This is a genomic window from Pantoea vagans, assembly GCF_004792415.1.
In the GTDB taxonomy this organism is placed as follows: domain Bacteria; phylum Pseudomonadota; class Gammaproteobacteria; order Enterobacterales; family Enterobacteriaceae; genus Pantoea; species Pantoea vagans.
Genome location: NZ_CP038853.1, coordinates 608,782 through 633,979, shown reverse-complemented (window position 1 = coordinate 633,979; position 25,198 = coordinate 608,782). Strand labels below are relative to the sequence as shown.

20 protein-coding genes and 1 tRNA gene are annotated in these 25,198 nt (G+C 56.3%); 12 read left to right on the top strand and 9 right to left on the bottom strand.

What is annotated here, in order from left to right:
• The first annotated feature begins 128 nt into the window (after positions 1-128).
• The 6 genes from EGO56_RS03120 to ddlA all read left to right on the top strand — a co-directional run bounded on the left by EGO56_RS03120 (position 129) and on the right by ddlA (position 4,848).
• Entirely contained in the window at positions 129-920 is a 792-nt protein-coding gene (locus EGO56_RS03120) for an SDR family NAD(P)-dependent oxidoreductase (RefSeq protein ID WP_135907665.1), read from the top strand.
• 202 nt (positions 921-1,122) lie between these two features.
• Positions 1,123-1,198 (top strand) — tRNA-Ile (locus EGO56_RS03115).
• Positions 1,199-1,382: 184 nt separating this feature from the next.
• Positions 1,383-1,748 (top strand): hypothetical protein, encoded by a 366-nt coding sequence (locus tag EGO56_RS03110; protein ID WP_135907664.1) that lies wholly within the window; start codon positions 1,383-1,385, stop codon positions 1,746-1,748.
• 99 nt (positions 1,749-1,847) lie between these two features.
• Positions 1,848-2,030 carry a hypothetical protein gene (locus EGO56_RS03105; protein WP_135907663.1) on the top strand — a complete coding sequence of 61 codons (183 nt, stop codon included), beginning with the start codon at positions 1,848-1,850 and terminating at the stop codon, positions 2,028-2,030.
• A gap of 154 nt (positions 2,031-2,184) precedes the next feature.
• Positions 2,185-3,489 carry a type II toxin-antitoxin system HipA family toxin YjjJ gene (gene yjjJ, locus EGO56_RS03100; RefSeq protein ID WP_135910516.1) on the top strand — a complete coding sequence of 435 codons (1,305 nt, stop codon included), beginning with the start codon at positions 2,185-2,187 and terminating at the stop codon, positions 3,487-3,489.
• 261 nt (positions 3,490-3,750) lie between these two features.
• Entirely contained in the window at positions 3,751-4,848 is a 1,098-nt protein-coding gene (gene ddlA / locus EGO56_RS03095) for a D-alanine--D-alanine ligase (protein WP_135907662.1), read from the top strand.
• A gap of 20 nt (positions 4,849-4,868) precedes the next feature.
• Here ddlA and EGO56_RS03090 read toward each other — a convergent pair whose 3' ends face one another.
• The 4 genes from EGO56_RS03090 to EGO56_RS03075 all read right to left on the bottom strand — a co-directional run bounded on the left by EGO56_RS03090 (position 4,869) and on the right by EGO56_RS03075 (position 10,049).
• Positions 4,869-6,290, bottom strand: a complete 1,422-nt coding sequence (locus tag EGO56_RS03090) for a GGDEF domain-containing protein (protein WP_033733958.1) — start codon at positions 6,288-6,290, stop codon at positions 4,869-4,871.
• 262 nt (positions 6,291-6,552) lie between these two features.
• Positions 6,553-8,028, bottom strand: coding sequence for a SulP family inorganic anion transporter (locus EGO56_RS03085; protein ID WP_135907661.1), 1,476 nt, complete (start codon positions 8,026-8,028; stop codon positions 6,553-6,555).
• A complete protein-coding gene (locus EGO56_RS03080) occupies positions 8,025-8,660 on the bottom strand; it encodes a carbonic anhydrase (RefSeq protein ID WP_135907660.1) in 636 nt (211 codons plus the stop codon). The genes EGO56_RS03085 and EGO56_RS03080 overlap by 4 nt, the downstream gene beginning before the upstream one ends.
• Positions 8,661-9,239: 579 nt before the next feature.
• Positions 9,240-10,049, bottom strand: a complete 810-nt coding sequence (locus tag EGO56_RS03075) for a 5'-nucleotidase, lipoprotein e(P4) family (protein ID WP_135910515.1) — start codon at positions 10,047-10,049, stop codon at positions 9,240-9,242.
• Positions 10,050-10,155: 106 nt separating this feature from the next.
• Between EGO56_RS03075 and EGO56_RS03070 the strand changes: the two genes are divergently transcribed.
• A complete protein-coding gene (locus tag EGO56_RS03070; protein ID WP_135907659.1) occupies positions 10,156-10,863 on the top strand; it encodes a purine nucleoside phosphorylase YfiH/LACC1 family protein in 708 nt (235 codons plus the stop codon).
• 209 nt (positions 10,864-11,072) lie between these two features.
• Positions 11,073-13,091: an NADPH-dependent 2,4-dienoyl-CoA reductase gene (locus EGO56_RS03065; RefSeq protein ID WP_135907658.1), complete on the top strand. Its 2,019-nt coding sequence runs from the start codon at positions 11,073-11,075 to the stop codon at positions 13,089-13,091.
• Here EGO56_RS03065 and rlmG read toward each other — a convergent pair whose 3' ends face one another.
• Positions 13,092-14,210 (bottom strand): 23S rRNA (guanine(1835)-N(2))-methyltransferase RlmG, encoded by a 1,119-nt coding sequence (gene rlmG, locus EGO56_RS03060; protein ID WP_135907657.1) that lies wholly within the window; start codon positions 14,208-14,210, stop codon positions 13,092-13,094.
• Positions 14,211-14,293: 83 nt separating this feature from the next.
• On the opposite strand from rlmG, the gene EGO56_RS03055 reads away from it, so the two are divergent.
• On the top strand, positions 14,294-14,797 hold the full coding sequence (locus tag EGO56_RS03055) for a M48 metallopeptidase family protein (RefSeq protein WP_013359120.1): 504 nt from the start codon (positions 14,294-14,296) through the stop codon (positions 14,795-14,797).
• Here the strand turns inward: EGO56_RS03055 and EGO56_RS03050 are convergent.
• The gene (locus EGO56_RS03050) at positions 14,794-16,482 is read right to left on the bottom strand and encodes a chloride channel protein (RefSeq protein WP_135907656.1); all 1,689 of its coding nucleotides are present in this window, start codon (positions 16,480-16,482) and stop codon (positions 14,794-14,796) included. The genes EGO56_RS03055 and EGO56_RS03050 overlap by 4 nt on opposite strands.
• Before the next feature lie 146 nt (positions 16,483-16,628).
• Here EGO56_RS03050 and EGO56_RS03045 point away from each other — a divergent pair, with 146 nt between their 5' ends.
• The 3 genes from EGO56_RS03045 (at position 16,629) to sstT (ending at position 20,307) form a co-directional block, all read left to right on the top strand.
• Positions 16,629-17,615: a Gfo/Idh/MocA family protein gene (locus EGO56_RS03045; protein WP_135907655.1), complete on the top strand. Its 987-nt coding sequence runs from the start codon at positions 16,629-16,631 to the stop codon at positions 17,613-17,615.
• Positions 17,616-17,870: 255 nt separating this feature from the next.
• Entirely contained in the window at positions 17,871-18,839 is a 969-nt protein-coding gene (locus tag EGO56_RS03040) for a TerC family protein (protein ID WP_013359123.1), read from the top strand.
• A gap of 235 nt (positions 18,840-19,074) precedes the next feature.
• Positions 19,075-20,307: a serine/threonine transporter SstT gene (sstT, locus tag EGO56_RS03035; protein WP_135907654.1), complete on the top strand. Its 1,233-nt coding sequence runs from the start codon at positions 19,075-19,077 to the stop codon at positions 20,305-20,307.
• A gap of 175 nt (positions 20,308-20,482) precedes the next feature.
• Here the strand turns inward: sstT and EGO56_RS03030 are convergent, their stop codons facing one another.
• Genes EGO56_RS03030 through uxaC form a run of 3 tightly spaced genes read right to left on the bottom strand, consistent with a single transcriptional unit; the run spans position 20,483 to position 24,844 of the window.
• Entirely contained in the window at positions 20,483-21,973 is a 1,491-nt protein-coding gene (locus EGO56_RS03030; protein WP_135907653.1) for a UxaA family hydrolase, read from the bottom strand.
• Between the two features lie 4 nt (positions 21,974-21,977).
• On the bottom strand, positions 21,978-23,426 hold the full coding sequence (locus EGO56_RS03025) for a tagaturonate reductase (protein WP_135907652.1): 1,449 nt from the start codon (positions 23,424-23,426) through the stop codon (positions 21,978-21,980).
• Between the two features lie 2 nt (positions 23,427-23,428).
• Positions 23,429-24,844, bottom strand: a complete 1,416-nt coding sequence (gene uxaC / locus EGO56_RS03020; protein WP_135907651.1) for a glucuronate isomerase — start codon at positions 24,842-24,844, stop codon at positions 23,429-23,431.
• Between the last annotated feature and the right edge of the window lie 354 nt (positions 24,845-25,198).

The window sequence follows — 25,198 nt, the reverse complement described above, 5'->3', positions numbered from 1 at the left end:
TCGGTTTCTGCCCGGTAGCTTCTGACTATTATAGTAATTATTACGGTCATCATATTCCAGCTTGACGGCCGATATGATGATCGTCATATTTATAGCCATTATGACGACCATCATACGAGGAAGAAAAGATGTCACAATCAGGCACAGCATTAATCACCGGCGCATCCAGCGGTATCGGCGCGACTTATGCAAAACGACTGGCAGCACGCGGTTATGATCTGATCCTGGTCGCCCGGGATCAGGTACGACTCACCACCCTGGCGGATGCACTGGCGCAGCAGCACGCTGTTAAGGTGACTGTGATGAAGGCTGACTTAACGGAGGAGCAGGACCTGAAGCGCGTGGAGTCAGAGCTGGCGAACAATCCAGAGATTACGCTGCTGCTGAACAACGCTGGCATGAGCGTGGAAGGCGAGTTTCTGGCGGCGGACATCACACGCATTAACAGCATGCTGGCGTTAAATATTCTGGCCCCAACCCGACTGGCACAGACGGCGGGCCGGGCATTCAAAGCACGCGGTCACGGCATTATTATCAATATCGCCTCGGTACTATCGCTAATGCACGAGATGTTCAATGGCGCCTATAACGCCACTAAATCTTACGTGCTGACTCTAACGCGCGCCATGCAGCGAGAACTTGCAGAGAGCGGCGTGCAGGTACAGGCCGTATTACCCGGCGCAACCCGCACTGAAATTTTCGACCGTGCAGGTCAGTCGATTAATGAAATCCCGGCTGAGATGCTGATGGACGTTGATGAGATGGTGGATGCCGCACTTGCCGGCCTGGACAGCAAAGAGGCGGTAACTATTCCGCCGCTGGAGGATCTGCAGATGTGGCACGATTACGATCGGGCGCGTGGTGCAATGGTTCCTCACCTTTCACGAGATAAATCCGCATCTCGCTATCGTCAGAACTGAGTCAGCGTTAACTTATCGCGGCTGAAGTCCGGTTTCGTTAACGGTACGGAGAAGCATTATCCGTGCCGTTTTCCGACTTCAGCTTCACGCGTTGCCAGATTTGTTATAGAAATCAGCAGTTAAATTGCTGCTGCTTATTTCAGCAACCGGTGGCGGAGCGCTGGATTGCCCTGAAGAGATACTTTATAATCCCCGCTCCGCTGGCCCCTTAGCTCAGTGGTTAGAGCAGGCGACTCATAATCGCTTGGTCGCTGGTTCAAACCCAGCAGGGGCCACCAAATTTTAGCTGCGAGATCAGCAGATTAGAGCCACCTTTAGCGTGGCTTTTTTTGTGTCTGCTTTTCTGAATGGCGATAAAATGGCGGTGTTTTTTAACTCACCCTATCCCTCTGTTCATTTTCAGTTCCCATCGGTACTATTCCGGATTAGTCTTGGCCCTTATTTTTTGAAAAGGAATCCAAAATGAAAATACTTATCGGGACAGCTTTACTTTTGTCATCCTTCACGGCGGATGCTGGTTTCATCCATCCGTTAGAGTTTGATGGATCCGAAGCACAAAAACAGGAAGTAATAAGTTTCATTCAAAGTACGGTAAGAGCTGATTATTGCGATGGACAACTGGATATGTGCCAACCCACAACATTACGCATGATGGAACAGCAAAACCTCAACGCTTTTAAAAAACTCACTAAAGCTGACGATCGGGAAGTCATGGATAGAGTCATCAAAGATTATTGCGAAGGGGGTATTGATATGTGCAATTACACTACTATCGAAATGATGTATCAGCAAAATGTTAAAGCTGATAAGCAAAAACTAACGTGGTGATCACAGGCGAACCATCGCCATGTCGGTGGTTCACTTTCTGGTTATGCGCAACGTCAAAGATAGTTAATCAGGTGCAGGCTGGAATACAGGAAAATACAAATGCATCATTTTCTTGAAGTACTTTCAGATTTACTTACCTACTGGCCAGTAACATCAGGGAAGCGAGATAGAAGACCAGGAAAAGATAAAAAGAAGATCTCAGGTCTTCACTACAAACCTGTATTTAAAATAACGAATGATAAAAACACAGACAGAATCCCAGATAAAGATGAGGCCAGTTGAATCAAGGCCTTGAGTCATGCTTCCTGAATAGCAGAAAACTGTCTGAGACCCCTCTGCGATATGGACGATTATCCATACCCAACAAAGAGTGATCATCCCCCCTTTCCTTGCTAAAATACCTATTCATAAATCTATTCATAAAGCCATTCAAACCATGCCTGATCGCTTCGAAACGATACGCCAGTTACTCAACCACGGTCCCATGACCGCAAGGCAGCTTATTGAAAAATTAGGCATTAGCCAACCTACGCTGTCTCGTGCAGTGAATAGCCTTGGCGATGAGATTATCCGAATCGGTGCGGGTCCATCTATTCAATATGCTTTACGTGATGCCTGGCGTGGATTCAATTCTGCACCTATCTATCGCATCAGCGATGAGGGCCGCGTTAAACCACTTGGTGAATTGATTCCGGTCCGCCCGGACGGATTTGTCATGCAGCAGAACGACAAAGTAAGTCTCCACAGTGACGGACTGCCGTGGTGGCTGTTCGACATGCGCCCACAGGGGTATCTCGGACGAGCCTATGCATCGACGTATGCCGCTGGATTAGGCTTACCAGCGAATCCAGAGCAATGGACCGACTCTGAAGTGGTCAGGGCACTGCTGGCACAAGGCCATGATGCTATCGGAAACCTGCTGATAGGTGAGCAGGCACGGGATCGGTTCCTACAGATGTCAGAGCCCGTTCCGGTTGAGCGCGCTACAACATTTCCGGCACTGGCCCTGGCGGCGGGTGCCGGTGAAGCGCCTGGATCGTCTGCAGGTGGTGAACAGCCAAAATTCTGTACCTTTACGGATCAAGGGCATGTACTGGTTAAATTCTCGGCCACGGACAATAACCCGGTCAGCGAACGCTGGCGCGACCTTCTGCTGGCCGAACATCTTGCACTAGAGGTGTTGGGTGTGAAGACAGAGATATTTGATTTCAACGGTCAACGCTTCCTCGAAATCCCCCGATTCGATCGCACTGGACTGTTGGGTCGTATCGGCATTTTCTCGCTTAGGGCACTTGATGCTGAATTTGTGGGTAATGCCAGTGCCATCTGGCCGGTTCTGGTTAATAAACTTGTCGGGCAGGGGCATGTTCATCCTGAGGCTGCTGCCAGTACTGCCCGGCTCTGGGCATTCGGGATGCTAATTGGTAACACCGACATGCACCACGGAAATCTGTCGTTCATCAGTAGTCACGGCCGCCCCTATTCCCTTGCGCCAGCCTACGACGTTCTGCCTATGGGGTTCGCTCCCAGAGCAGGTGGCGCAATCGTGAATGAGCTCAGGCCAGCATCACTGTCGGATGTAATCAGTGGAGATATCTGGCTGGAAGCGCTGGAACTTGCGGAGAAATTCTATGCTTTAGCCTGCAGTTGCGATCGCTTTTCTGCCAGTTTCGCGCCTTGCCTTGAGACATTACGCCGCCATCTGGACGATGCCAGATTGCGTATCGCTCGAATAGGGTAAATGCGTTCAACCTCACTAAGCCATTTTCTGAAGCGCTGCGAAAATAGCAGTCTTACCAGCGTTTCCAGACCGCCAGTCAGGTTCACACTCCTGCTCCACCACTTCAGCACTCTCACCAGGTGCCGAAATGCCATCTAAACCCTCTGACGCCGACAGAATCGCAAAGCTATTCCCCCAGCCCACAATTCCCTCCCCCACCCTGTTCTCCCGCGCAAACCCCATGCTATCTTGTGGTTTTGATTTTTTCAGTAGGCAAAATTGATGACAAAGTTGCGGGTAGGGATCGTGTTTGGCGGCAAATCGGCTGAGCATGAGGTGTCGTTGCAGTCGGCCAAAAATATTCTTGAGGCGATCGACAAAACCAGGTTTGACGTAGTGTTGCTGGGCATCGACAAACAGGGACACTGGCGTCTGAATGATGCGTCGAACTTCTTACTGAACGCTGAAAATCCGGCGCTGATTGCGCTAAATCACGCCGCTGAAGATGTGGCGCTGGTGCCGGGTAACACGCAGCAGCAAATCATCACCCGCCACAACGCCCATCCGCTGTCGCAGATCGACGTTATCTTCCCTATCGTGCACGGTACGCTGGGTGAAGATGGCTCCCTGCAGGGCCTGCTGCGCATGGCATCATTACCGTTTGTCGGCTCTGACGTGCTGGGTTCTGCTGTCAGCATGGATAAGGATTTCACCAAACGTCTGCTACGCGATGCTGGCCTCAACGTCGCGCCATGGCTGAGCGTCACCCAGGCGCAGCGCGCGCAACTGGACGCCGAAGCCGTGATAGCCCGCTTTGGCCTGCCGCTGTTTATCAAACCTGCCAACCAGGGGTCATCAGTTGGCGTCAGCAAAGTGGATAGCATTGAAGAATTTGATGCTGCGCTGGCGCTGGCCTTCTCCTTTGACCGCAAAGTGCTGATTGAGCAGGGTATCAAAGGCCGGGAGATTGAGTGCGCGGTGCTGGGCAACGATGCGCCGGAAGCCAGCCCGTGCGGCGAGGTGGTGGTGCATGACGCCTTCTACTCTTATGACACCAAATATATCTCTGAAAGCGGTGCGCAGACGGTGGTTCCGGCAGCCATTGCAGCGGAAACCAGCGATGCAATCCGTGACGTCGCCATCAAAGCCTTCTCCGCGCTGGAGTGCTTTGGCATGGCGCGCGTCGATGTGTTCCTGACCGATGACGGCGAAATTATCGTCAATGAAGTGAATACCCTGCCCGGCTTCACCAATATCAGCATGTACCCGAAACTGTGGCAGGCGGCCGGACTCAGCTATCAGGATTTGATCAGTTGTCTGATCGACCTGGCGATTGAACGCCACCAGCAGGCCAGCACCCTGAAAAGCAGCGTCAGCTGACCGGACACGGCGACGTGACGCTATGCCACGTCGCTGGTAATCGTGCGGTAGTTAACCGGCGAAGTCTGATTACGGCCATTGCGCTTCGACAGATAGAGATTTTTATCCGCCGCGGAGATCAGCCGGTTGATCACGCGATGCCACTCCGTCGCCTCATCGGCACTGCCATGGGCCAGACCCAGGCTGACGGTCACCGTGGCCGTACTGCCCTGCAGCCAGAACTTCTCTTTCGCCATCTTCTGCCGGATTGCCTCCGCCAGAAAATAGAGCTTTTCCGCGTTCTGGTCGAACAGCACCACCACAAACTCCTCTCCGCCAAAGCGACAGATGCGCCCCGCTTTACCCACTACCCGCTGCATCCGGCGGGCGATCTCTTCCAGCACGCTGTCGCCTGCATCGTGACCAAAATTGTCATTAATAGCTTTGAAGTAATCGACATCCAGCAGGATCACGCCCACTTTACGATCCGGGAAAATCGGCTCCGCACGCAGGCTTTCATATAAACCGGAACGTGACAGCAGGCGGGTCAGGAAATCGTAATTCGCGCGCAGCGCCAGACGCTGATTAAGCTGGCGGATTGCATCCATGCTTGCAGCCACGATCAGCGGACTGATCGCGATGGTTGCCACACCCAGACGCGCAGAGGTCAGATGGCTAATCGGCAACAGATTATCGTCGCCCTGAATGTTCATCACACCATGAGAGACCAGAATGATTTCAGTAATGCCGGTCAGCAGGATCACCAGGCTGGTCAGCGGCATCGGCAACACAATGGCGCACCAGACCAGCGCCGGAACCGGCAGCGTCAGGCTGCCCGCGCCGCCCATCATTGCGCCGATCATCAGCGAAACCATCACAGCGATGACCGGTGCCAGCTTGCGGATCTGCAGAAACTGGCGGGGCGACAGCGACGACCAGTCGCGCGTCAGCAAAAAGGGCAGCAGCATCAGCCCGGTTGAGAACTGCTCGCTGAACCAGTCACCCCATGCCACCGCCAGTCCGGCATTAAAATCAGCCTGCTGTGCCAGCGCTCCCCAGCTGGCACAGGCCAGCGCAGCCAGCAGACAGGCCGGAAAAATGCGCAGCACACTGGTTATACGCTCACTGCCGGAGTCGTGCTGAAGATGCTTTACCAGCAGCGTGGCGGCCACCAGCACAAACAGAAGATTCGCCAGATTGAGGGTAAAAGCAGAGAGCGCCCAGCCGGAAAATACGGTGTCGTTAAATACCATCGCGGCAAAAATGGCCAGGTAAGAGCGGGTCTGATGCAGAAAAGGATTACGGACGATAACGCCAGTGACGATTGCGTTGACCGGCCAGAACAGAGACAGCTCCTGGGGGAAACGCAGGTGTCCGCCGATAAAGCAAAACAGCAGCGTGATCAAAAACAGCAAAAATGCGTTCTTCTTAGCGTTGTGCTCTTCAAACAGCTGTATGCGCATACATCCGGACCTTGTCGCAGAGAGGCTGGCTGTCCACGCCAGCCTGAACAGGCGCGTGGTGTCAGAATGATTAAATCCTGAATACCCTCAATGTCATCCGGCGATAAAACCTCATTTCACGGGCTGATTCAGGAACGTTATCCTGCAGAGGCTAAACCCAACAGATGACAGCAGAAATTGGGAACTTATTATGCCTCGCAAACAAAAAAATCGGATATCCGAGATATCCGATTTTTGCTTCTTAAACGACTTAACCGTTGCGCTATTTTACCGCAACCGGCCACTGACTCAGGCGTATACCGCGTTTGTCGGCGTTATCACCAAAATCTTTCAGCACCGCTTTTACGTCGGGATCGATATATTCCGCATTGTCGTTATCAACAATGACGACGCTGTTCTCCGGGATCTCATCCAGCAATCCCTGCAGTTTTGGATTATGCATAAAGGTCAGGTTCTGCTGGAAACGCAGTACATAGTGGTCGTCATAGCGGGTAAGCTGCAGCGCGTTGCGATGGCTCTTATAGATGCTGTAAAGAATTTGCGTGGCGATACCGATGCCAATACCGACCAGCATACCCAGCGTGATAATGCCGACGATGGTGGCCAGAAACGGCACGTACTGCTGTGCGCCCATCCGGAACTGCTCAACAAACAGTTTGGGTGTCGCCAGCTTATAACCGGTATAAAGCAGTACGGCAGCCAGGCTGGCAAGCGGGATAGCATTCAGCATCTCGCTGAACCACATTCCACATATCAGCAGCAGCACGCCGTGAATGAAGATCGAGAGCTTCGTCTGCGCGCCCGCACTGACGTTGACCGAGCTGCGCACAATCACTGCCGTTATCGGCATCGCACCCAGAAAACCGGCCGCCAGATTACCGATACCCTGCGCGAACATCTCTTTGTTGGGCGATGGCGCGGGCGTCTGAGGACGCAGTTTTTTCAGCGCCTCCTGACTCAGCAGCGTTTCCAGACTGGCTACCAGTGCCAGCGTCACCGCCACTACCCAGACCTGCGGATTCTGCCAGGCCATCCAGTCGGGCGTTTCCAGTTCAGCCACCAGCGCAGAGACGCTGTCAAAAGCGGGCAGCGAAATGCGCGCCAGTCCCTGGGTCATTTCAGGGAAGAGTCGCCCTCCTGCTACCGTTGCCAGACAGCCGATGAGCACCGCAATCAGCGGGCCGGGGATCCAGGCCAGCGCTTTGATCCGTTTCACCGGCGCGGTCGTCCAGAGACATAAAATGGCCAGACCGACACCCGCTACCAGGATTGCGGGCAGCGAGAAGGTCATCTGGCCGGTCACCAATGACACCAGTTCTGCATCACCAGCGGCACCCAGCGCTACCGGGATCTGCTGCATAATCAGCAGCAGGCCAATCGCCGCCAGCATCCCTTTGATGACGCTACCTGGCACCAGCGAAATAAACCGCCCGGCGCGCAGCAGACCAAATACGCATTGCAGTGCCCCGGCAATAATCAGCGCGGTGAGAAAGGCGGAGAAGCTGCCCAGTGAGGCCATTGAGGCGACGACGATGGTGACCAGACCCGCCGCCGGGCCACTCACGGCAAACCGGGATGGGCTCAGCGACGTCACCACCAGACCGCCAATCACACCGGTCAGCAGACCGGCAAACGGGGGTAATCCGCTGGCCTGTGCGATGCCAAGGCAGAGCGGTAAGGCGACCAGGAAAACCACCAGACCCGCAGGAATATCGCGACGCAGGGTATCGAGGTTCATAATGAAGGCTCCTCTGCAGATTGATGAATCAGCTCTTTGAGATGGCCGGAGCGCAGGTCGTAAACACAACCAAACACCTCCAGTTCCTGGCCCGATTGCCAGATTTGCCGGACCGGTTCAGATTTCACCAGCCTGGCGAATTGCGCCTTAACATTGGCCTCAACCAGCCGATCGAGCTGTTCGCCCGGCGGCGCGTCTGAGAGGGGAATTTCTGCCAGGCCATGCTGAATATCATCACGCAGGGTCTGGATGCGTCTCGCCAGCGCGCTCTCCTGCCCTTCCAGCACGCTGCCTGGCAGATTCTGCGCGGCTTCTACACCGCCACAGCCATAGTGACCGCTTAATACAATGCGTTTAACGCCGAGAAAGAAGAGTGCGTATTGCAGCACGCTCAGTAAATTGTCATCGTCCTCGATCACCATGTTGGCGATATTGCGATGCACAAAGAGTTCGCCAGGATGGGAGCCGGTTAAGACTTCTGCCGGAACGCGACTGTCAGAACAGCCAATCCAGAGTGAGTGCGGCTTTTGCTGATGAAGGAATTTATTAAAATAATCCGGATTACGCTGGCGGCGCTGTAATGCCCAACTGCGATTTTTCGCTAATAAGGGTTTAAGTGTCGTCACAATCATCTTCTCTCTACTACCGGGATGTCGCATCCTGGCTAACCACAAAGTGTATCGGCTCACAAATAAAGCGTGAGCCGCCAGGTTAATAAGAACTGAGTCACAGAAAAAGGTTATAGACGCTAACCAATTTCAATGCACGCGCAATATTTCACAGCGATTTAACAACGCGGTTTTTGTCAGTCAACGGTCAGTAAAGGTCAGGGTTAAGTAAATTTAATTCAGCAGCATAAATGAGGCCAGATAAACCAATCACCTTATTAAGCCATTAAAATCAATTAGCTAAAAAAGCAGTAAAAATAAACTAAAGTTACCACTGACAAATAAATACAATTAATAAATAAGGGGATATTCACTGCCATACCAACCGGTGTGCTTTTTACCAGGAATACTCTTAATTAAAAAATTAACCATTAGCAGAATCCACCGGCTTAATTGCTGACAGCCAGTTAAATATGCCTGTAATAAGAGAAGAATGAAGCAAGAGATGATTAATTTGATTTGCAGCAAAATAGTGACGGCAGTAAGTAAATCAGGGCCATTTCTGAACAGAGCCTGAACGGGCAGGCTCTTTTTCTTGACGAATTATTTACCGTTCCAGCTTTGCAGCCGTGATTCCCGCACAGACAGCTGCTGTTCCGGTGTCAGTTTATTGTAGTTTTCCGCCATTCCACTCTCCCAGTCGCCGTAGAGCGGATTCGGCAGCACGATGAACTGCGTACCAAACTGCTGGTGGTTAAGATTCACAAAGTCGCGACGCGTCTGATTCCCTTTATGCCAGGTCGAGCCACCGAAATCGTTGAGGTTATCGCCGACATAGAGCACCACGTTGTAGCCCGCGTTTTTGATGGCATCGAAACGCGCCTGCTTGTTAGAGCTGTCGGTATTCAGACGTACCGTTTTATCACTGACGTTCGGGAAGCCGAGCTGCTGCATATTGGCGACCGTGGCGGCGTAATCTTTCTGATCGCGGTTCGACACATAGAACAGCGTACCGCCATTCTCTGTCACATGACGTGCGAACTCGACTGCACCCGGCACCGCTTTCGCCTGACGCGCCTGCGTCCAGGCTGACCAGGTTTTGCTGCTGAACGGCTGGCCATTCTTCGCCTGCCATGCACTGTAGGCGCTGTTATCCAGCATGGTTTCATCCAGATCGACAATGACCGCTTTAGGTTTGCCGGTCAGCGACGGTGCCTGATCAAACGCCATGCGCGCGGTGTTAAACGCCTGCCAGGTCAGCGCCTGATATTCACCAGACTGCTGGAACCAGTTCAGCGCCAGCACCGATTGCTGACCGAGCTGCTGTTGCGCGGTCTGATGTGTCGACGAGGCGCAGCCGGTCAGCAGCAGCGCGACCAGTCCGGATGCAGCGAGTTTTGCGGAGGTTTTCATCATTTCATCCTTAAGGTGAGAAAGGTCTGAGGAGAAGCTTCAAAAATGTAGCAGTTAACGTAAGCTGTGGGCAGCCCAACGCACGCAGTTATAACAGGAGATTCTTATGGCCGTGATCCCGCGCTCGCCGTTGCTCGATTCGCTGAAGTGGCTCGATTATGCGTTTCAGCCCGCCGGTGAGCCGCCTCCCGCCGATGCCGCCTGGGGCCATCAGCGCCACAGCGCGACCGTGGTCACCGACATTGAGAACATCCCGCCGAAAAGCTGCGAGTCAGATGGTGTAATCGGCAGCGGGACGCGCCCGGTGGCGGTTTATACCGCTGACTGCCTGCCGGTGCTGTTCGCCGATCGCAATAGGCGAATCGTGGCGGCGGTGCATGCCGGACTTAAGGGAACACTGGCGGGCGTGCTGACCCGCGCCGTGGAAAAACTGGGCGAGCAGGGCTGTGAGCCGCAGGATCTGGTGGTGGCCATCGGCCCGGCAATGGGGCCCTGCTGCTATGAACTGGCCGAACCGCAGCTGGCGGAGATAGCACAGAACCCGGCGTTTGCCCGCGGGCTGTGCTGGCACCTGAACCAGCCGGTCAACCCGCTGGCGCAGCGTACTCAGGCCTCTGCTCACCAGCAGGGCGTCTGGTTCGATTTGCCTGCGCTGGCGACGCAGTTGCTGGTGAACGCGGGCGTCCCGGCCGCGCAGATTGATAACGTGAATGTCTGCACCTACTGCATGGCTGAGAGCGGATCAAGCTACCGCTTTAATACTCACCATGGCAGCGGCTATCGCTCACGCTATTCATGGATCCGGCGGCGTTAGCGGTTTCAGAGCCGGTTAACCGAACTGAACATCAAAAGCGATGCAGGAGATGGCGGTGCTATGTAACGCACAACCTCCCTGCTCCCACTCATTCGCCTTTCCCCGCCGATGTTTATGATTTCACTCACACCCTGACATTCTTTCACTTTTTTTTAACGCAGAAGTGACTAGAGTGAACTCATCCGACCACTTAACTGTGAGTGACTACAATGTCCGTCAATCCTGATTATCCTGCGCTGTTTACGCCGCTGGATCTTGGCTTTACCCAATTGAAAAACCGCTTTCTGATGGGGTCGATGCACACCGGTCTGGAAGAGCATCCGGATGGCGCAGCCCGGCTGGCGGCGTTCTACGGCGAGCGGGCGCGTGAAGGCGTCGCGCTGATCGTCACCGGCGGCATTGCGCCTAATGCGCAGGGTGTCACCACCGCGCATGGCGCGATGCTCACCGACGAGGCGCAGTGCAGCTGGCATCGGCAGATCACGCAAGCCGTGCATCAGCATCAGGGCAAAATCGCCCTGCAGATCCTGCATACCGGCCGTTACAGCTATCAGCCCGATCTGGTTGCGCCTTCGGCACGTCAGGCACCGATTAACCCGTTCACACCACAGGCGATGAGTGAGGCGGCAATTGAACAGACCATTGAGGACTTTGCCCGCTGCGCCCGTCTGGCGCAGCAGGCGGGCTACGATGGCGTGGAGATTATGGGTTCTGAAGGCTACCTGATTAATCAGTTTCTGGTGAAGCACACCAATCAGCGCACCGATCGCTGGGGTGGCGACTTCCGCCAGCGGATGCAGTTCGCGCTGGCGATTACCCGCGCGGTGCGTGCCGCAACCGGCGACGCCTTTATCATCATCTTCCGGCTGTCGATGCTCGACCTGATCGAAGAGGGCAGCACGTTGGAAGAGACGCTGCTGCTGGCGGGCGAGCTGGAGCAGTGCGGCGTCACGCTGTTCAATACCGGCATTGGCTGGCACGAAGCGCGCATCCCGACCATCGCCACCTGCGTGCCGCGCGCGGCCTTTGCCTGGGTAACGCAGCGCCTGCGCGCCCACGTGTCTGTGCCGGTGATCGCCACCAACCGCATTAACCACCCCGCCGTTGCCGAAGAGCTGTTGCAGTCGGGCTGCGCCGATATGGTCTCGATGGCGCGCCCTTTCCTCGCCGATCCTGCTTTTGTCAGCAAAGCACAGCGCGGCGAACCGGACAGCATCAACACCTGCATTGCCTGTAACCAGGCCTGCCTCGACCAGGTGTTTGCCGGAAAGATCACCTCCTGTCTGGTCAATCCGCGCGCCTGCCATGAGTCGCTGATGCCGGTCATCGCCACCATCGCACCGCGCAGGCTGGCGGTGGTGGGTGCCGGTCCCGCCGGAATGGCGTTTGCGTTGCAGGCAGCGCAGCGCGGCCATCAGGTGACGCTGTATGAAGCCGCGCCCGACATTGGCGGCCAGTTCAATATTGCCCGGCAGATTCCTGGCAAATCTGAGTTCAGCGAAACCCTGCGCTATTTCCGCAATCAGCTGGCGGCTGCGGGCGTGACGGTTAAAACCGGCTGTCGGGTCACGGCGGATCAGCTGTGTGACGCCGATGAAGTGGTGCTGGCAACCGGCATCCAGCCGCGCACGCCCGATATTCCGGGCATCGATCACCCCAGCGTGCTCAGCTATCTTGAGGTGCTGCGCGATAAGCGCCCGGTGGGTAAACGGGTGGCAATTATCGGTGCCGGCGGGATTGGCTTTGATGTGGCGGAGTATCTGTCACAGCCTTCCCATGACGAGGATCGGGCGGCATTTTACGCCGAATGGGGCATCGACCACAGCCTGACGCAGCGCGGCGGCATCGTGAAACCTGAGCCGCCTGCCGCGTTACGGCAAATCTGGCTGCTGCAGCGCCGGACGGGGAAACCCGGTGCCGGCCTGGCAAAAACCACCGGGTGGATCCATCGCGCCAGTCTGCAGGCCCGCGGCGTGGAGATGTGGGGCAGCATGGAGTATCTGGCGATTGATGACAGCGGCCTGCATCTGCGGCGCAACGGCGAAACGCTGCTGCTGGCAGTCGATAACGTGATTATCTGTGCCGGGCAGGAGCCGCAGCGCGAACTGGAAGCCGCGCTGCGTGCACAGGGACAGGTGGTGACGGTAATAGGTGGCGCAGACGTAGCGCAGGAACTGGATGCGCGCCGCGCGATTGCGCAGGCGACGCAGCTGGCGTTAACGGTCTGACTAGCGCATTTTCACCGCGCGCAGCACCACAAACTTCTGGTTAGAGGCGATCAGCGTGCAGTTGCCGAACAGCTTCTTCAGCTTGTGGTGATAATCGAGGTGGCGGTTGCCGATAATACGCAACTCGCCGCCATACTGAAGGCAGCGTTTCGCATCGCGGAACATCTGCCACGCAAGGTGATCGGTGACCGCGTGCTGCTGATGGAACGGCGGATTGCACAGCACCGCATGCAGCCGATCCGACGGATAGCCGCTCAGCACGTTGTTCACCAGGAACTGGCAGCGCGACAGATCGTCAGGACGGTTCACTTCCACATTAAGCTGGCTGGAGGCGACCGCCATATAAGACTCATCAAGGAAATGCACTTCGGCCTGCGGATTCTGCTCCAGTGCCACCAGTCCTACCACGCCGTTGCCACAGCCCAGATCGACAATCTCACCCTCAATGTTTTCCGGCAGATGCTGCACAAACAGCCGTGCGCCGATATCCAGCGACGAACGTGAGAAGACGTTGGCGTAGTTGTGAATCTGGTAAGGGGTGCCATCCAGCGGCCAGACCAGCGTCGGCGTCGCCTCACGCAGTGCAGGCTTGCTGAACTGGCTGAAAATCAGACGCGCTTTTTTCCACGCCAGTGAGGTTTTGGTTTCACCGATGATCTGTTCGAACAGCTGCAGAGTCGAGTTATGGATCTCTTTGGCGCGCGCCGCCGCCAGAATCACCGTATCCGGTGTGACGACTTCGCGAATGGCACGCAGCTGATGCTCCAGCAGCGCCAGCGTTTTCGGCACCTTAATCAGCACTGCCGCCGGAGCCGCCGGCAGTTCAGCCAGGCTATCAACAAAGTGTACGTCGCTATCATCCAGCCCATTAAAGGAAAGGTTCTGACGGGCGGCCTGCTGGCTGAGCCAGGAGTCGCTGACATGCCAGACGGTGCGTGAATTCAGGGCGCAGGTTAATGCCCCGAAACTGTCGTTGAAGACCAGCACGGCTCCTTCCGGCAGCGCCTGCTGTAACAGATATTCATCAGCCGCATCCCAGGCTTGTAATGGACTTTCGTCACGCATCTGCGGGAAGCGATGCAGGATCAGTGTGCGATCGTTCAGTTCAAGTTGGCTCATGAATTCTCCGGCGTGGTACACTTTGGTTGATTTTCGCCCCAAAAACGGGGGCGCAGTATACTGTCTTTCGCCTGGAATCCCTAATGTCCTCACTGATCTACCTTCAGGGCTATCCTGCCCCTCTGCTTGAGCAGGTTCAGACGCTGATTACCCACCAGCGCTTAGGTGCGTTTCTGCAGGAACGTTATCCCGACACCCACGACGTGATGAGTGATAAAGCGCTGTATGACTACACCCAGGCGCTGAAAAACCGCTATATGCGCAACGCACCACCGATCAGCAAAGTGATGTGGGATAACAAGATTAAGGTGATGAAGCATGCACTCGGCCTGCATACGGCCATCTCACGGATTCAGGGCGGCAAACTCAAGGCGAAAGCGGAAATTCGCATCTCGACCTTTTTCCGCCTCGCGCCTGAGCCGTTTCTGCGGATGATCGTGGTGCATGAGCTGGCACACCTGAAAGAGAAAGATCACGACAAGGCGTTCTATCAGCTCTGCTGCCATATGGAGCCGGATTACCACCAGCTCGAATTTGATGCTCGACTCTGGATGACAGACCAGGCGATGCGTGGCAACGCGGCTTAAAGAAACTCCTGCGCTTTCTGAATCAGGCTGGTTTTAGTCAGCGCGCCCAGAAAGCGTCGCTCCCGGGGATTATTCAGCACCGGCAGTCGCTCCAGCGTGACCGCCGCAAAAGCCTCCCAGCCTTCACGCATACTCTGATTCTCAAACACCACCGGAAAATCCTGATCCATCACGCACTGCACCGGTGAATCGAGGGTGATCTCCTGCGCCAGCACCCGGCGCGAAATCTCATGAATCGACACCACGCCGAGGAAGGCGCCTGCGGCATTAATGACATAGACGTAGCGTTCACGCTTCAGCGAGCTGACCGCCAGCGCCTGCCCCACTGACTCTTCCGGCTGCAGCGCCGCACCGGGAATGATTAACTCGGCAATGCGCATATTATCGAAATCATATTTCGCCTCTGAACGGCTGAAATGATGACTCACCACCGGATAGGTACTGGCCGATTGCAGGCGATAGACCACCATCGACGCCAGCACGGTGGCGATCATCAGCGGGAAAAGCAGGCTGCTGTTGAGTGTCATCTCCAGCACCATCAGCATCGCCATCAACGGCGCCTGACTGACCGCCGCCAGCACCGCCGCCATGCCAATCGCGGCATAAAGCAGCACATTACCCAGCGGCAGATGCAGCGCTGCCCCCACCGTGGCAATGATGACGCCAAGCAGTGCGCCTATCAGCAGCGAAGGCGTAAAGAGTCCACCGACGGCGTTCGACCCTACCGACAGGCTGGTGGCGAGGGTTTTCAGCACCAGCAACAGCAGCAGCCCCGGCAGCAGATAGTCGCCCGCCATCACTTTGACGATGACTTCGTAGCCGTTGCCGAGGATATCGGTGGAGATCAGCGCCAGTAAGCCTACCGCAAAGCCGCCCACGCCCAGACGCACGGGCAGCGAGGCAACCCGGCTGAACAGCACTTTGCTGCGGGCGATGCACTTAATCAGCATCCAGCCTGCCATTCCGGCGCTCAGCCCAATCACTACCGTCATCAGCAGGCTGCTGAGATCCATAGCGAAGCTCGCCTCCGCCAGCGGATAGAGCGCGCTGCGGAAGCCCAGCGTCCACATGGTCATCACCGCCGTCGCCGAGGCGATAATCAGGGGGATCAGTCGCTGCAACGCGGAAATGCCGAAGGCGATCTCCGCGACGAAAATCGCCGAAGCCAGCGGCGCATGGTAGACCGACGCGAGGCCCGCCGCCGCCGCCATCGCCACCACATCACTGTTTTTCAGGTTAAGCGAAGACGGTAGCAGGCGGCCAATCGCACTGCCGCACAGTGCCGAGAGCTGCACCATCGGTCCCTCTTTACCAATCGACGCACCGCTGCCGATACTGGCAATCGACGACAAGGCGCGGAACAGTGAGGTTCTGGTCGGCACCGCATCGAGCCGGGCGTTGATCACTTCAAGGTAATCCGTTTTCACCGTCTGCTGCTGCTCGATGGCAACCGCATAACGCAGGAAAAAGCCCGCCAGCACCCCGCCAGCGCCCACCAGCAGCGGCCAGAAGATCCACGGCCAGAGATGCAGTGATTCAGTAATGTCGCCACTGCGGGCAAACAGCAGATGGTTGATCAGCTCAATGACGCCGCGAAAAGCCAGCGTCACCAGCGACGCCGCACACCCGACCGGAATGGCAATCAGCAATGTGGTCCAGTTTAATGCGTGCTTACTTGCTTTCACCTGTGCTCCCTGGTTGATGCCTGTTTATTATCGCTTCCGCATAGTATTGGAATGCGGATCGCAGGATCAATCCCTGCCTGCCCGGCGCGCTTGCACCGCGTCGGTGAGATGTTACTCTGCCGCTTTACCGCTGCCGGAGAGATGACGTGATTCGTTTTGCCATTGTGGGAACAAACTGGATTACACGCCAGTTTATTGATGCCGCTCATGAAACCGGAGCGATGAAGCTCTGCGCGGTCTATTCACGCAGTCAGCAGCAGGCTGACGCCTTTATCGCCGATTATCCCTGCAAACAGACCTTCACTTCACTGGACGCCCTGGCCGCCAGTCCGGCGATCGATGCGGTCTATCTTGCCAGTCCTAACGCCCTGCACTGCGAGCAGGCGCTGCTGTTTATGTCGCACGGCAAGCATGTCATTTGCGAAAAACCGCTGGCCTCGAATCTGGCGGAAGCAGAGAAGATGATCGCCTGCGCCCGTGAGCATCAGGTGATACTGTTTGAGGCGTTTAAAACCGCCAGCCTGCCGAATTTCCTGCGGCTGCAGCAGGCGCTGCCTGACGTGGGTAAACTGCGAAAAGCGCTGCTGAATTACTGTCAGTACTCCTCACGTTATCCGCGCTACCTTAACGGCGAGAACCCGAATACCTTTGATCCGCGCTGGTCGAACGGTTCGGTGATGGATATCGGTTATTACTGCCTGGCCTCGGCGGTGGCGCTGTGGGGCGAGCCAGATAGTGTCCAGGCCACCGCGACCTTGCTGGCGAGCGGCGTGGATGCGCATGGCGTCGTCGTGCTGAGCTACGGCGATTTCGACGTGACGATACTGCATTCAAAAGTGAGTGACTCCAGCCTGCCCAGCGAGATTCAGGGTGAGGCGGGCGCGCTGGTGATTGAAAAGCTATCGGAGTGCCAGCAGCTGACCTTTATCCCTCGCGGTGCGGAAAAGCAGGCGCTGAGCCAGCCGCAGCATATCAACACCATGCTGTATGAAGCAGCCGCGTTTGCCCGGCTGGTTGAGCAGCGCCAGGTGGACCATCCGGGACTGGAGGTTTCGCGCATTACCGCCGCGCTGCTGACCGAAATCCGCCGTCAGACCGGCGTGATTTTCCCGGCCGATCGGGCGGCTGTGTAAATATTTCTAAATATGTCTGTGAAGAGTTGCTTCCTGTGCGGCTAAACCGTAACTTACCCTCCTGCAAAGGGGAGTAACTTGTAAGCTGATTGATCGTCATTACGTTGCGCAAGCATCCGGTCATCAGGCAACCCGGAATCCATTTCTGTGTTGTAAGTGAGACCTTGCCGGAAGGCGAGGTTTGCTTACACAAAAATAAGCGGCTGACGTCTTCTGACTTCAGCCGTTTTTTTATTTTTAAGACAGGATACGAATATGCAAACTGTGGGTACGCCTTTACTGTGGGGCAGCTTTGCGGTTGTGGTGCTGATCATGCTGGCTATCGACCTGCTGTTGCAGGGACGCCGCGGCGCACAGACCATGTCTTTCAAACAGGCGGCTGTCTGGTCGCTGATCTGGGTTTCTGTCTCACTGCTGTTCAGCGCCGCCTTCTGGTGGTATCTGGAGGGTAGCGCAGGACGTGAAGTGGCTAATACGCAGACCCTCGCCTTCCTGACCGGTTACGTGCTGGAAAAAGCGCTGGCGGTGGATAACGTCTTCGTCTGGCTGATGCTGTTCAGCTACTTCTCTATTCCGGCCAATCTGCAGCGCCGTGTGCTGATCTACGGGGTATTAGGCGCTATCGTGCTGCGTACCATCATGATCTTCGCAGGGAGCTGGCTGGTCACGCAGTTCAGCTGGATCCTCTATGTGTTCGGTGCCTTCCTGCTGTTTACCGGCGTGAAAATGGCGCTGGCGAAAGAGGATGACGGTGCGGTTGGCGACAAGCCCGTGGTGCGCTGGCTGCGTAAGCATTTACGCATGACCGACGATCTCGACGGTGAGAAGTTCTTCACCCGCAAAAACGGCGTGCTGTTTGCGACCCCACTGCTGCTGGTGCTGATTATGGTGGAACTCAGCGACGTGATCTTTGCCGTCGACAGTATCCCGGCAATCTTTGCCGTTACTACCGACCCGTTTATCGTGCTGACCTCAAACCTGTTCGCTATCCTGGGCCTGCGTGCCATGTACTTCCTGCTGGCGAACGTGGCGGAACGTTTCTCGATGCTGAAGTATGGCCTGGCGATTGTGCTGGTGTTCATCGGCTTCAAAATGCTGATTGTCGACCTTTATCATATCCCGGTGGGTATCTCCCTGGGTGTAGTCGGTGCCATTCTGGCGTCTACCCTGCTGATCAACGCCTGGGTTAACCGCAAAAGAGACCAGAAAAAGCTCGCACCATAATTACCTGCAGGGGCAGCGGATGCCCCTGTTTTATTTTGTGGCAGCCTGTCACGCCATTTCATCTCTCTGTCACACTTCCACTATCCAGCATAATAAAAACCTGACCTGTGCCAAAGCGACAGAACTTTCTCTTTTCTCAGCCTGTCATTTCCTTATACTCCGCCGGGCAAACCGTTTTAGCCGATGTAAAACATCGCGTCTGAAACTACATCCGCGACAAAATATAGAAAATATTATGCAGAAAACTCTCTCCGCACGTCTGGGCACGCTGCTCGCCGGAAGCCTGGTGAAGCAAATCATGATTGGGCTGATCGCCGGTGTGGCGCTCGCCTGGATTTCACACGATGCCGCGCTGGCGGTCGGTCTGCTGGGTGAACTGTTTGTCAGTGCGCTGAAAGCGGTCGCGCCATTGCTGGTTCTGGTACTGGTCATCGCTTCGATTGCCAACCACCAGCAGGGCCAGAAAACCAATATCCGGCCAATCATCATGCTCTATCTGCTGAGCACCTTTTTCGCGGCGGTCGTCGCGGTGGTCTTCAGCCATCTGATCCCGCAGACGCTGACGCTGGCGGTGGGCAGCACGGAAATCGTTCCCCCTTCCGGCATTACCGAAGTGTTGCGTGGACTGCTGATGAGCATGGTGTCGAATCCGATCACGGCTCTGATGCAGGCGAACTACATCGGCATTCTGGTATGGGCGATTGGCCTGGGGCTGGCGTTCCGTCACAGCAGTGACACCACCCGTGCCTTTCTCAACGATGCCTCTGAGGCGGTGACCTGGCTGGTGCGCTGCGTCATCCGTTGCGCCCCGGTTGGTATTTTCGGTCTGGTGGCGTCGATTCTGGCCTCAACCGGCTTTGGCGCGCTGTGGCAATATGCCCATCTGCTGGCGCTACTGCTGGGCTGCATGGTGTTGATGGCGCTGGTGGTAAACCCGCTGCTGGTGTTCTGGAAAATCCGTCGTAACCCCTATCCGCTGGTCTTCACCTGCCTGCGTGAGAGCGGCGTGACCGCCTTCTTTACCCGCAGTTCTGCCGCCAATATTCCGGTGAATATGGCGCTGGCGAAACGTCTGGATCTGGATGAGGATACCTATTCGGTGTCGATTCCGCTGGGTGCGACCATCAGTATGGCGGGGGCGTCGATCACCATTACCGTGCTGACGCTGGCGGCGGTGCATACGCTGGGGATCAGCATTGATGTGCCGACGGCGATTCTGCTGAGTCTGGTGGCGTCACTCTGTGCCTGTGGTGCATCGGGCGTGGCGGGCGGTTCGCTGCTGCTGATCCCGGTGGCCTGCAATATGTTCGGCATTCCGAATGATCTGGCGATGCAGGTGGTGGCGGTCGGCTTTATTATCGGCGTCCTGCAGGATTCGGCGGAAACCGCGCTGAACTCCTCAACGGATATTCTGTTTACCGCCGCTGTCTGTCAGGCAGAAGCGGAGCGCGAAACCAGCCGGGCATAAGATCGTTATTACCGTCTGTTAATCCTGTGCGCTTCGCAGATGGCTTAGTCCGATCGCAAAGTCGCTTTACGCATCCCTGCTCGCTCGGCCCGCGCCTTCCCTGGCGCGGGACGCTTTGCTCTTCGGACTAAGCCACCCGCTCTCTGAGCTTTTGAGCTATCTGAACGTTCAAGTTTTAGAGCGTTACACCGCTTTTAAAAATCGCCAGCTCGCGGAAATCGTTCTTCTCGTTGTTGGTCTGCTGACCGCTGGCAATCGCCACAATGCTGTCGACAAAATCTTCCAGCATCGCTTCCATGCTCATCCCTTCGATCAAACGTCCGGCATTAAAGTCGATCCAGTGCGGTTTTTTCTCCGCCAGCGGCGTGTTGGTCGCCAGCTTCACCGTCGGCACAAACCCCCCATACGGTGTGCCGCGTCCGGTACTGAACAGCACCATGTGGCAACCAGCTCCGGCCAGCGCACTGGTGGCAACCGCATCATTACCCGGTGCGCTCAACAGATTCAGCCCCGGCGTTTTTAACCGCTCGCCATATTTCAGCACATCGACCACCTGGCTCTGCCCCGCTTTCTGGGTACAGCCCAGTGACTTCTCTTCCAGCGTGGTGATGCCGCCCGCTTTGTTGCCCGGTGACGGGTTCTCGTAGATCGGCTGCTGGTGATCGATAAAGTACTGTTTGAAGTCGTTGATCATCGCCACCGTTTTGCCGAAGGTCGCTTCGTCGCGGCAGCGGCTCATCAGAATCCGCTCTGCGCCAAACATCTCCGGCACTTCGGTCAGCACGGTCGTGCCGCCATTGGCGATCATCTGGTCTGAGAAACGCCCCAGCAGCGGGTTGGCGGTGATACCTGAAAAACCGTCTGAGCCGCCGCACTCCAGACCAAACTTCAGCTCGCTGAGCTTGCCCGGCTCACGTCGGTCGTGGCGCATTTTTTCATACAACGCATGCAGACGCTCCAGTCCGGCTTCCACTTCGTCATCATGCTGCTGGCACACCATAAATTCGACCCGGTCACTTTCAAACGCGCCAAGCGTATCGCGGAAGGCATCGACCTGATTGTTCTCACAACCCAGACCAATCACCAGCACCGCGCCCGCGTTGGGATGGCGCACCATATTCTGCAGCATGGTGCGGGTGTTTTCGTGGTCCTGCCCCAGCTGCGAGCAGCCGAAGGTGTGGCTGAACAGGAACGCACCGTCAATGCCTTCTGCCTCCTGTGTCTCTTTCAGGAAACGCTGCAGGATCTGACGTGCTATCCCGTTGACGCAGCCAACGGTCGGCAGGATCCACAGCTCATTGCGGATGCCGACTTCGCCGTTAGCGCGACGGTAGATCTGCACCTCACGGTCACCCGGCTGCGGTGGCAACGTCACAAAATCGGGCTGATACGCGTACTGATCCAGATCGCTGAGATTAGTGCGGGCGTTCTGCGAATGGATGACCTCACCGGCGGCCACAGGTTGTGTGGCATGGGCAATCGGCAGCCCATATTTGATTACCAGCTCATCCTGCGCGATAGGCTGCAGGGCAAATTTATGCCCGCGTCCCACGGCCTGTTGCAGCGCCACGCTCAGTGGCGGCAGCGCTATCGTGGCGCCCGCATCCAGGTCACGTAACGCCACGGCGACATTGTCGCGGGGATCAATTTTGATTGCATCTTGCATAGCGTTATCTCAGTTGGCTCAGCGCCTCACGCATTCCGTGAGCGATGATATTTTGCAGGTGTCGGGTAACAACCGCAGCCAGTCCGGGCTGACGGGTTAAATCTTCGCCCCAGTGTTGCGCGTCGCTGAGCACAGCATGCACCAGCTGCTGCGGTGACATCTGGTCCGCATCAACCGCTTTCCAGGCGTCGGCGTAGCGCTGTAGCCACTGCGGCTCATCCTGTAACGGCCAGCTTTTGCTGGCTGATTCACCGCGGTAGAAAGCAATCAGCGCCGCCAGGGCAAAGGTGATGTGTGTCGGCCATTCACCGGTTTGCTGATGTGCGGCAAGCAGTGGCGTCAGCAGACGAGTGCGGAATTTGGTCATGCCATTCAGGGCAATCGACAGCAGCGCGTGGCGAATGAACGGATTGCGGAAGCGCCGCTGAACCGCATCGGCAAAGGCGTGCAGTTCGTTTGCCGGCAGATCCAGCGTCGGGATCACTTCGTGACGCAGCAGGTTATCGACAAATCCGGCAATCGCTGGATCGGCCATCGCCTCACCCACGCTCTCAATACCGGCCAGAAACGCCACCGGCACCATCGCGGTATGCGCGCCATTGAGGATCGCCACTTTCTGCGCTTTATAGGGTGCAATGTCATCCACATGCCGGACCTGCGGCGACAGCGCCGCCAGCTTCAGTTCGCTGAACAGCGCCGACGGCCCCTGAATCACAAACTGATAGTAAACTTCGCCCGCCACCAGATAGCGATCTTCATAACCCAGCTCACGTTGCAGCTGCTCGCTTTCCGCCGGGAAGCCGGTAACGATGCGGTCCACTAGCGTGTTGTAGAAGGCACAGTGCTGATGAACCCAGGTTTTAAATTCGGATGGCAGATGCCAGTGATCGGCGTAGCGCAGAACCAGATCGCGCAACGCGTCGCCGTTATGGTCAATCAGCTCGCACGGCACCACCAGCCAGCCCCGATCGCTGGCCCCATTGAAGTGTGAATAGCGCGCCCATAGCAGCTGCGTCAGTTTGCCCGGGAAGCTACTGGCAGGCTGATCGGTGAGCTGGTCCGTGCCGACAAAAGCGATGCCCGCCTCAGTGGTGTTGGAAAAGACCATACGCAGGTCAGGATTCCGGGCCAGCGCCATAAATTCGCCGAACTGCTGCCAGGGCTGGATTTCGCGATTGAGGCTGCGGATCAGCCGGGTTTCGCTGACCTGCTCGCCCTGATCGTTCAGCCCGCGAATCAGCGTGGTGTAGAGACCATCCTGCTGATTCAGGCTGTCGCTGACTTCACGGTTGCGCGGCCGCACCACCACGATCCCGGCATCGGTGCCCTGATGTTCATTCAGCCAGTCAATTTGCCAGTCGATAAAGGCGCGCAGGAAATTGCCTTCGCCAAACTGGATCACCCGGTCGCGATAGACTGCACCGGGAAAGTCGTGGCGGTTTAGCCTTTTCATTATCAGGCTCCCAGCTCGATACCGAAGTAATCGCGGGCGTTGTTAAAGCAGATGTTCTGTACCATCTGACCCAATAGTGCTTCATCGGCGGGTGCTTCACCCTGCTCTACCCAGCGGCCAATCATCTGGCACAGCAAGCGGCGGAAATATTCGTGGCGGGTATAGGAGAGGAAGCTGCGGCTGTCGGTGAGCATCCCGACGAAGCGGCTCAGCAGGCCAATCTGCGCCAGCTGCGTCATCTGACGCTGCATACCGTCCAGCTGATCGTTGAACCACCAGGCTGAACCGAACTGCATTTTGCCCGCCTGACCTTCTCCCTGGAAATTGCCCGCCATGGTGGCCAGCACTTCGTTGTCGCGCGGATTCAGGCAGTAAAGAATGGTTTTCGGCAGCGCATTAATGAGATTCTGCGCACCCAGCAGGCATGCCAGCGGTTCCGCCAGCGGCTGATCGTTGATGGAGTCAAAGCCCACATCCGGCCCCAGCAGCTGATACTGGCGCGGATTGGTGTTGCGCAGTGCGCCAATGTGATACTGCTGCACCCAGCCACGGCGGGCATATTCGCTGCCCAGCCAGACCAGTACCGCCGTTTTGAACTGGGCCGTTTCCTGCGGGTTCGGCACGGCACCGCTGCGACGACGCGCCAGGATTGCATCCAGCGTGGCGTCATCCGCCTCGGCATAACAGACCACATCCAGCGCGTGATCGGAGACTTTACAGCCGTGAGCCGCAAAGTGATCCAGCCGCTGATACAGTGCGCGGCGCAGATCGTCAAAACGCTGCACGCTGATGTCAGTCAGCTGCTCCAGCGTCGCGATCCACGGCAGGAAGGTGTCGGCTTCGATATTAAAGGCTTTGTCCGGACGCCAGCTCGGCAGCACCTTGACGCTGAAGCTGGCATCGTCTGCCAGTGCGCGGTGATGGCGCAGGTCATCCAGCGGATCGTCGGTGGTGCCGACCATCTTCACCTTCATCTGCTGCATGATGCCGCGTGTGGTAAAGCTATCCTGCGCCAGCAGCTCATTGCAGCGATGCCAGATGCTGTCGGCAGTTTTCTCAGAAAGCAGCGTGTCGGTAATACCGAAAGGCCGGCGTAATTCCAGGTGAGTCCAGTGATAGAGCGGGTTGCCGATGGTGTGCGGCACGGTGCGTGCCCAGGCATCAAATTTTTCACGATCGCTGGCGTTGCCGGTACAGAACGCTTCAGCCACACCATTGGCGCGCATTGCCCGCCATTTGTAGTGATCGCCCTTCAGCCAGATGTCATAAAGGTTAGCGAAACGATAATTTTCGGCAATCTGCTGCGGCGGTAAGTGGCAGTGATAGTCGAAAATCGGCTGATCCTTCGCGTAGTCGTGATAGAGACGACGGGCGAATTCGCTATCCAGTAAAAAATCCTCGGTCATGAAACGTGACATACAAGCTTCCTCATCGACTGAACCACTGATGGCTCAAAGTTATCATACCAATTTTAGTCCGTTACGGATTTATTTGCGATCCTGCTCACATAAACGGCGGTCCCTGACTGCCGTTATGGACGTTTCTGTCGCCCGCAGCGCGCTAAATGGCTGTCATTACGCAGGTTTCCAGTATCCCACAGTGCAGAAAGGGTTTTTGTGATGGCTCTCAACTTTTAAAGTTGTATAACAAGTTAGGCTCTCGCTCCATCATGAGGTCGTTAGTGACTCAGATAACGGCAAGGTCATAACAGGGTTGCTCACACAGAACCTGCGGGCGTGAGCAGAGCTGCATCACGTGCTGTCCCGCTCCAG

Excerpts from the sequence above, each read along its gene's own strand:
- EGO56_RS03120 (WP_135907665.1), top strand. The coding sequence starts at position 129 with ATGTCACAATCAGGCACAGCATTAATCACCGGCGCATCCAGCGGTATC.
- EGO56_RS03110 (WP_135907664.1), top strand. The coding sequence starts at position 1,383 with ATGAAAATACTTATCGGGACAGCTTTACTTTTGTCATCCTTCACGGCG.
- EGO56_RS03105 (WP_135907663.1), top strand. The coding sequence starts at position 1,848 with ATGCATCATTTTCTTGAAGTACTTTCAGATTTACTTACCTACTGGCCA.
- yjjJ (WP_135910516.1), top strand. The coding sequence starts at position 2,185 with ATGCCTGATCGCTTCGAAACGATACGCCAGTTACTCAACCACGGTCCC.
- ddlA (WP_135907662.1), top strand. The coding sequence starts at position 3,751 with ATGACAAAGTTGCGGGTAGGGATCGTGTTTGGCGGCAAATCGGCTGAG.
- EGO56_RS03090 (WP_033733958.1), bottom strand. The coding sequence starts at position 6,290 with ATGCGCATACAGCTGTTTGAAGAGCACAACGCTAAGAAGAACGCATTT.
- EGO56_RS03085 (WP_135907661.1), bottom strand. The coding sequence starts at position 8,028 with ATGAACCTCGATACCCTGCGTCGCGATATTCCTGCGGGTCTGGTGGTT.
- EGO56_RS03080 (WP_135907660.1), bottom strand. The coding sequence starts at position 8,660 with ATGATTGTGACGACACTTAAACCCTTATTAGCGAAAAATCGCAGTTGG.
- EGO56_RS03075 (WP_135910515.1), bottom strand. The coding sequence starts at position 10,049 with ATGAAAACCTCCGCAAAACTCGCTGCATCCGGACTGGTCGCGCTGCTG.
- EGO56_RS03070 (WP_135907659.1), top strand. The coding sequence starts at position 10,156 with ATGGCCGTGATCCCGCGCTCGCCGTTGCTCGATTCGCTGAAGTGGCTC.
- EGO56_RS03065 (WP_135907658.1), top strand. The coding sequence starts at position 11,073 with ATGTCCGTCAATCCTGATTATCCTGCGCTGTTTACGCCGCTGGATCTT.
- rlmG (WP_135907657.1), bottom strand. The coding sequence starts at position 14,210 with ATGAGCCAACTTGAACTGAACGATCGCACACTGATCCTGCATCGCTTC.
- EGO56_RS03055 (WP_013359120.1), top strand. The coding sequence starts at position 14,294 with ATGTCCTCACTGATCTACCTTCAGGGCTATCCTGCCCCTCTGCTTGAG.
- EGO56_RS03040 (WP_013359123.1), top strand. The coding sequence starts at position 17,871 with ATGCAAACTGTGGGTACGCCTTTACTGTGGGGCAGCTTTGCGGTTGTG.
- sstT (WP_135907654.1), top strand. The coding sequence starts at position 19,075 with ATGCAGAAAACTCTCTCCGCACGTCTGGGCACGCTGCTCGCCGGAAGC.
- EGO56_RS03030 (WP_135907653.1), bottom strand. The coding sequence starts at position 21,973 with ATGCAAGATGCAATCAAAATTGATCCCCGCGACAATGTCGCCGTGGCG.
- EGO56_RS03025 (WP_135907652.1), bottom strand. The coding sequence starts at position 23,426 with ATGAAAAGGCTAAACCGCCACGACTTTCCCGGTGCAGTCTATCGCGAC.
- uxaC (WP_135907651.1), bottom strand. The coding sequence starts at position 24,844 with ATGTCACGTTTCATGACCGAGGATTTTTTACTGGATAGCGAATTCGCC.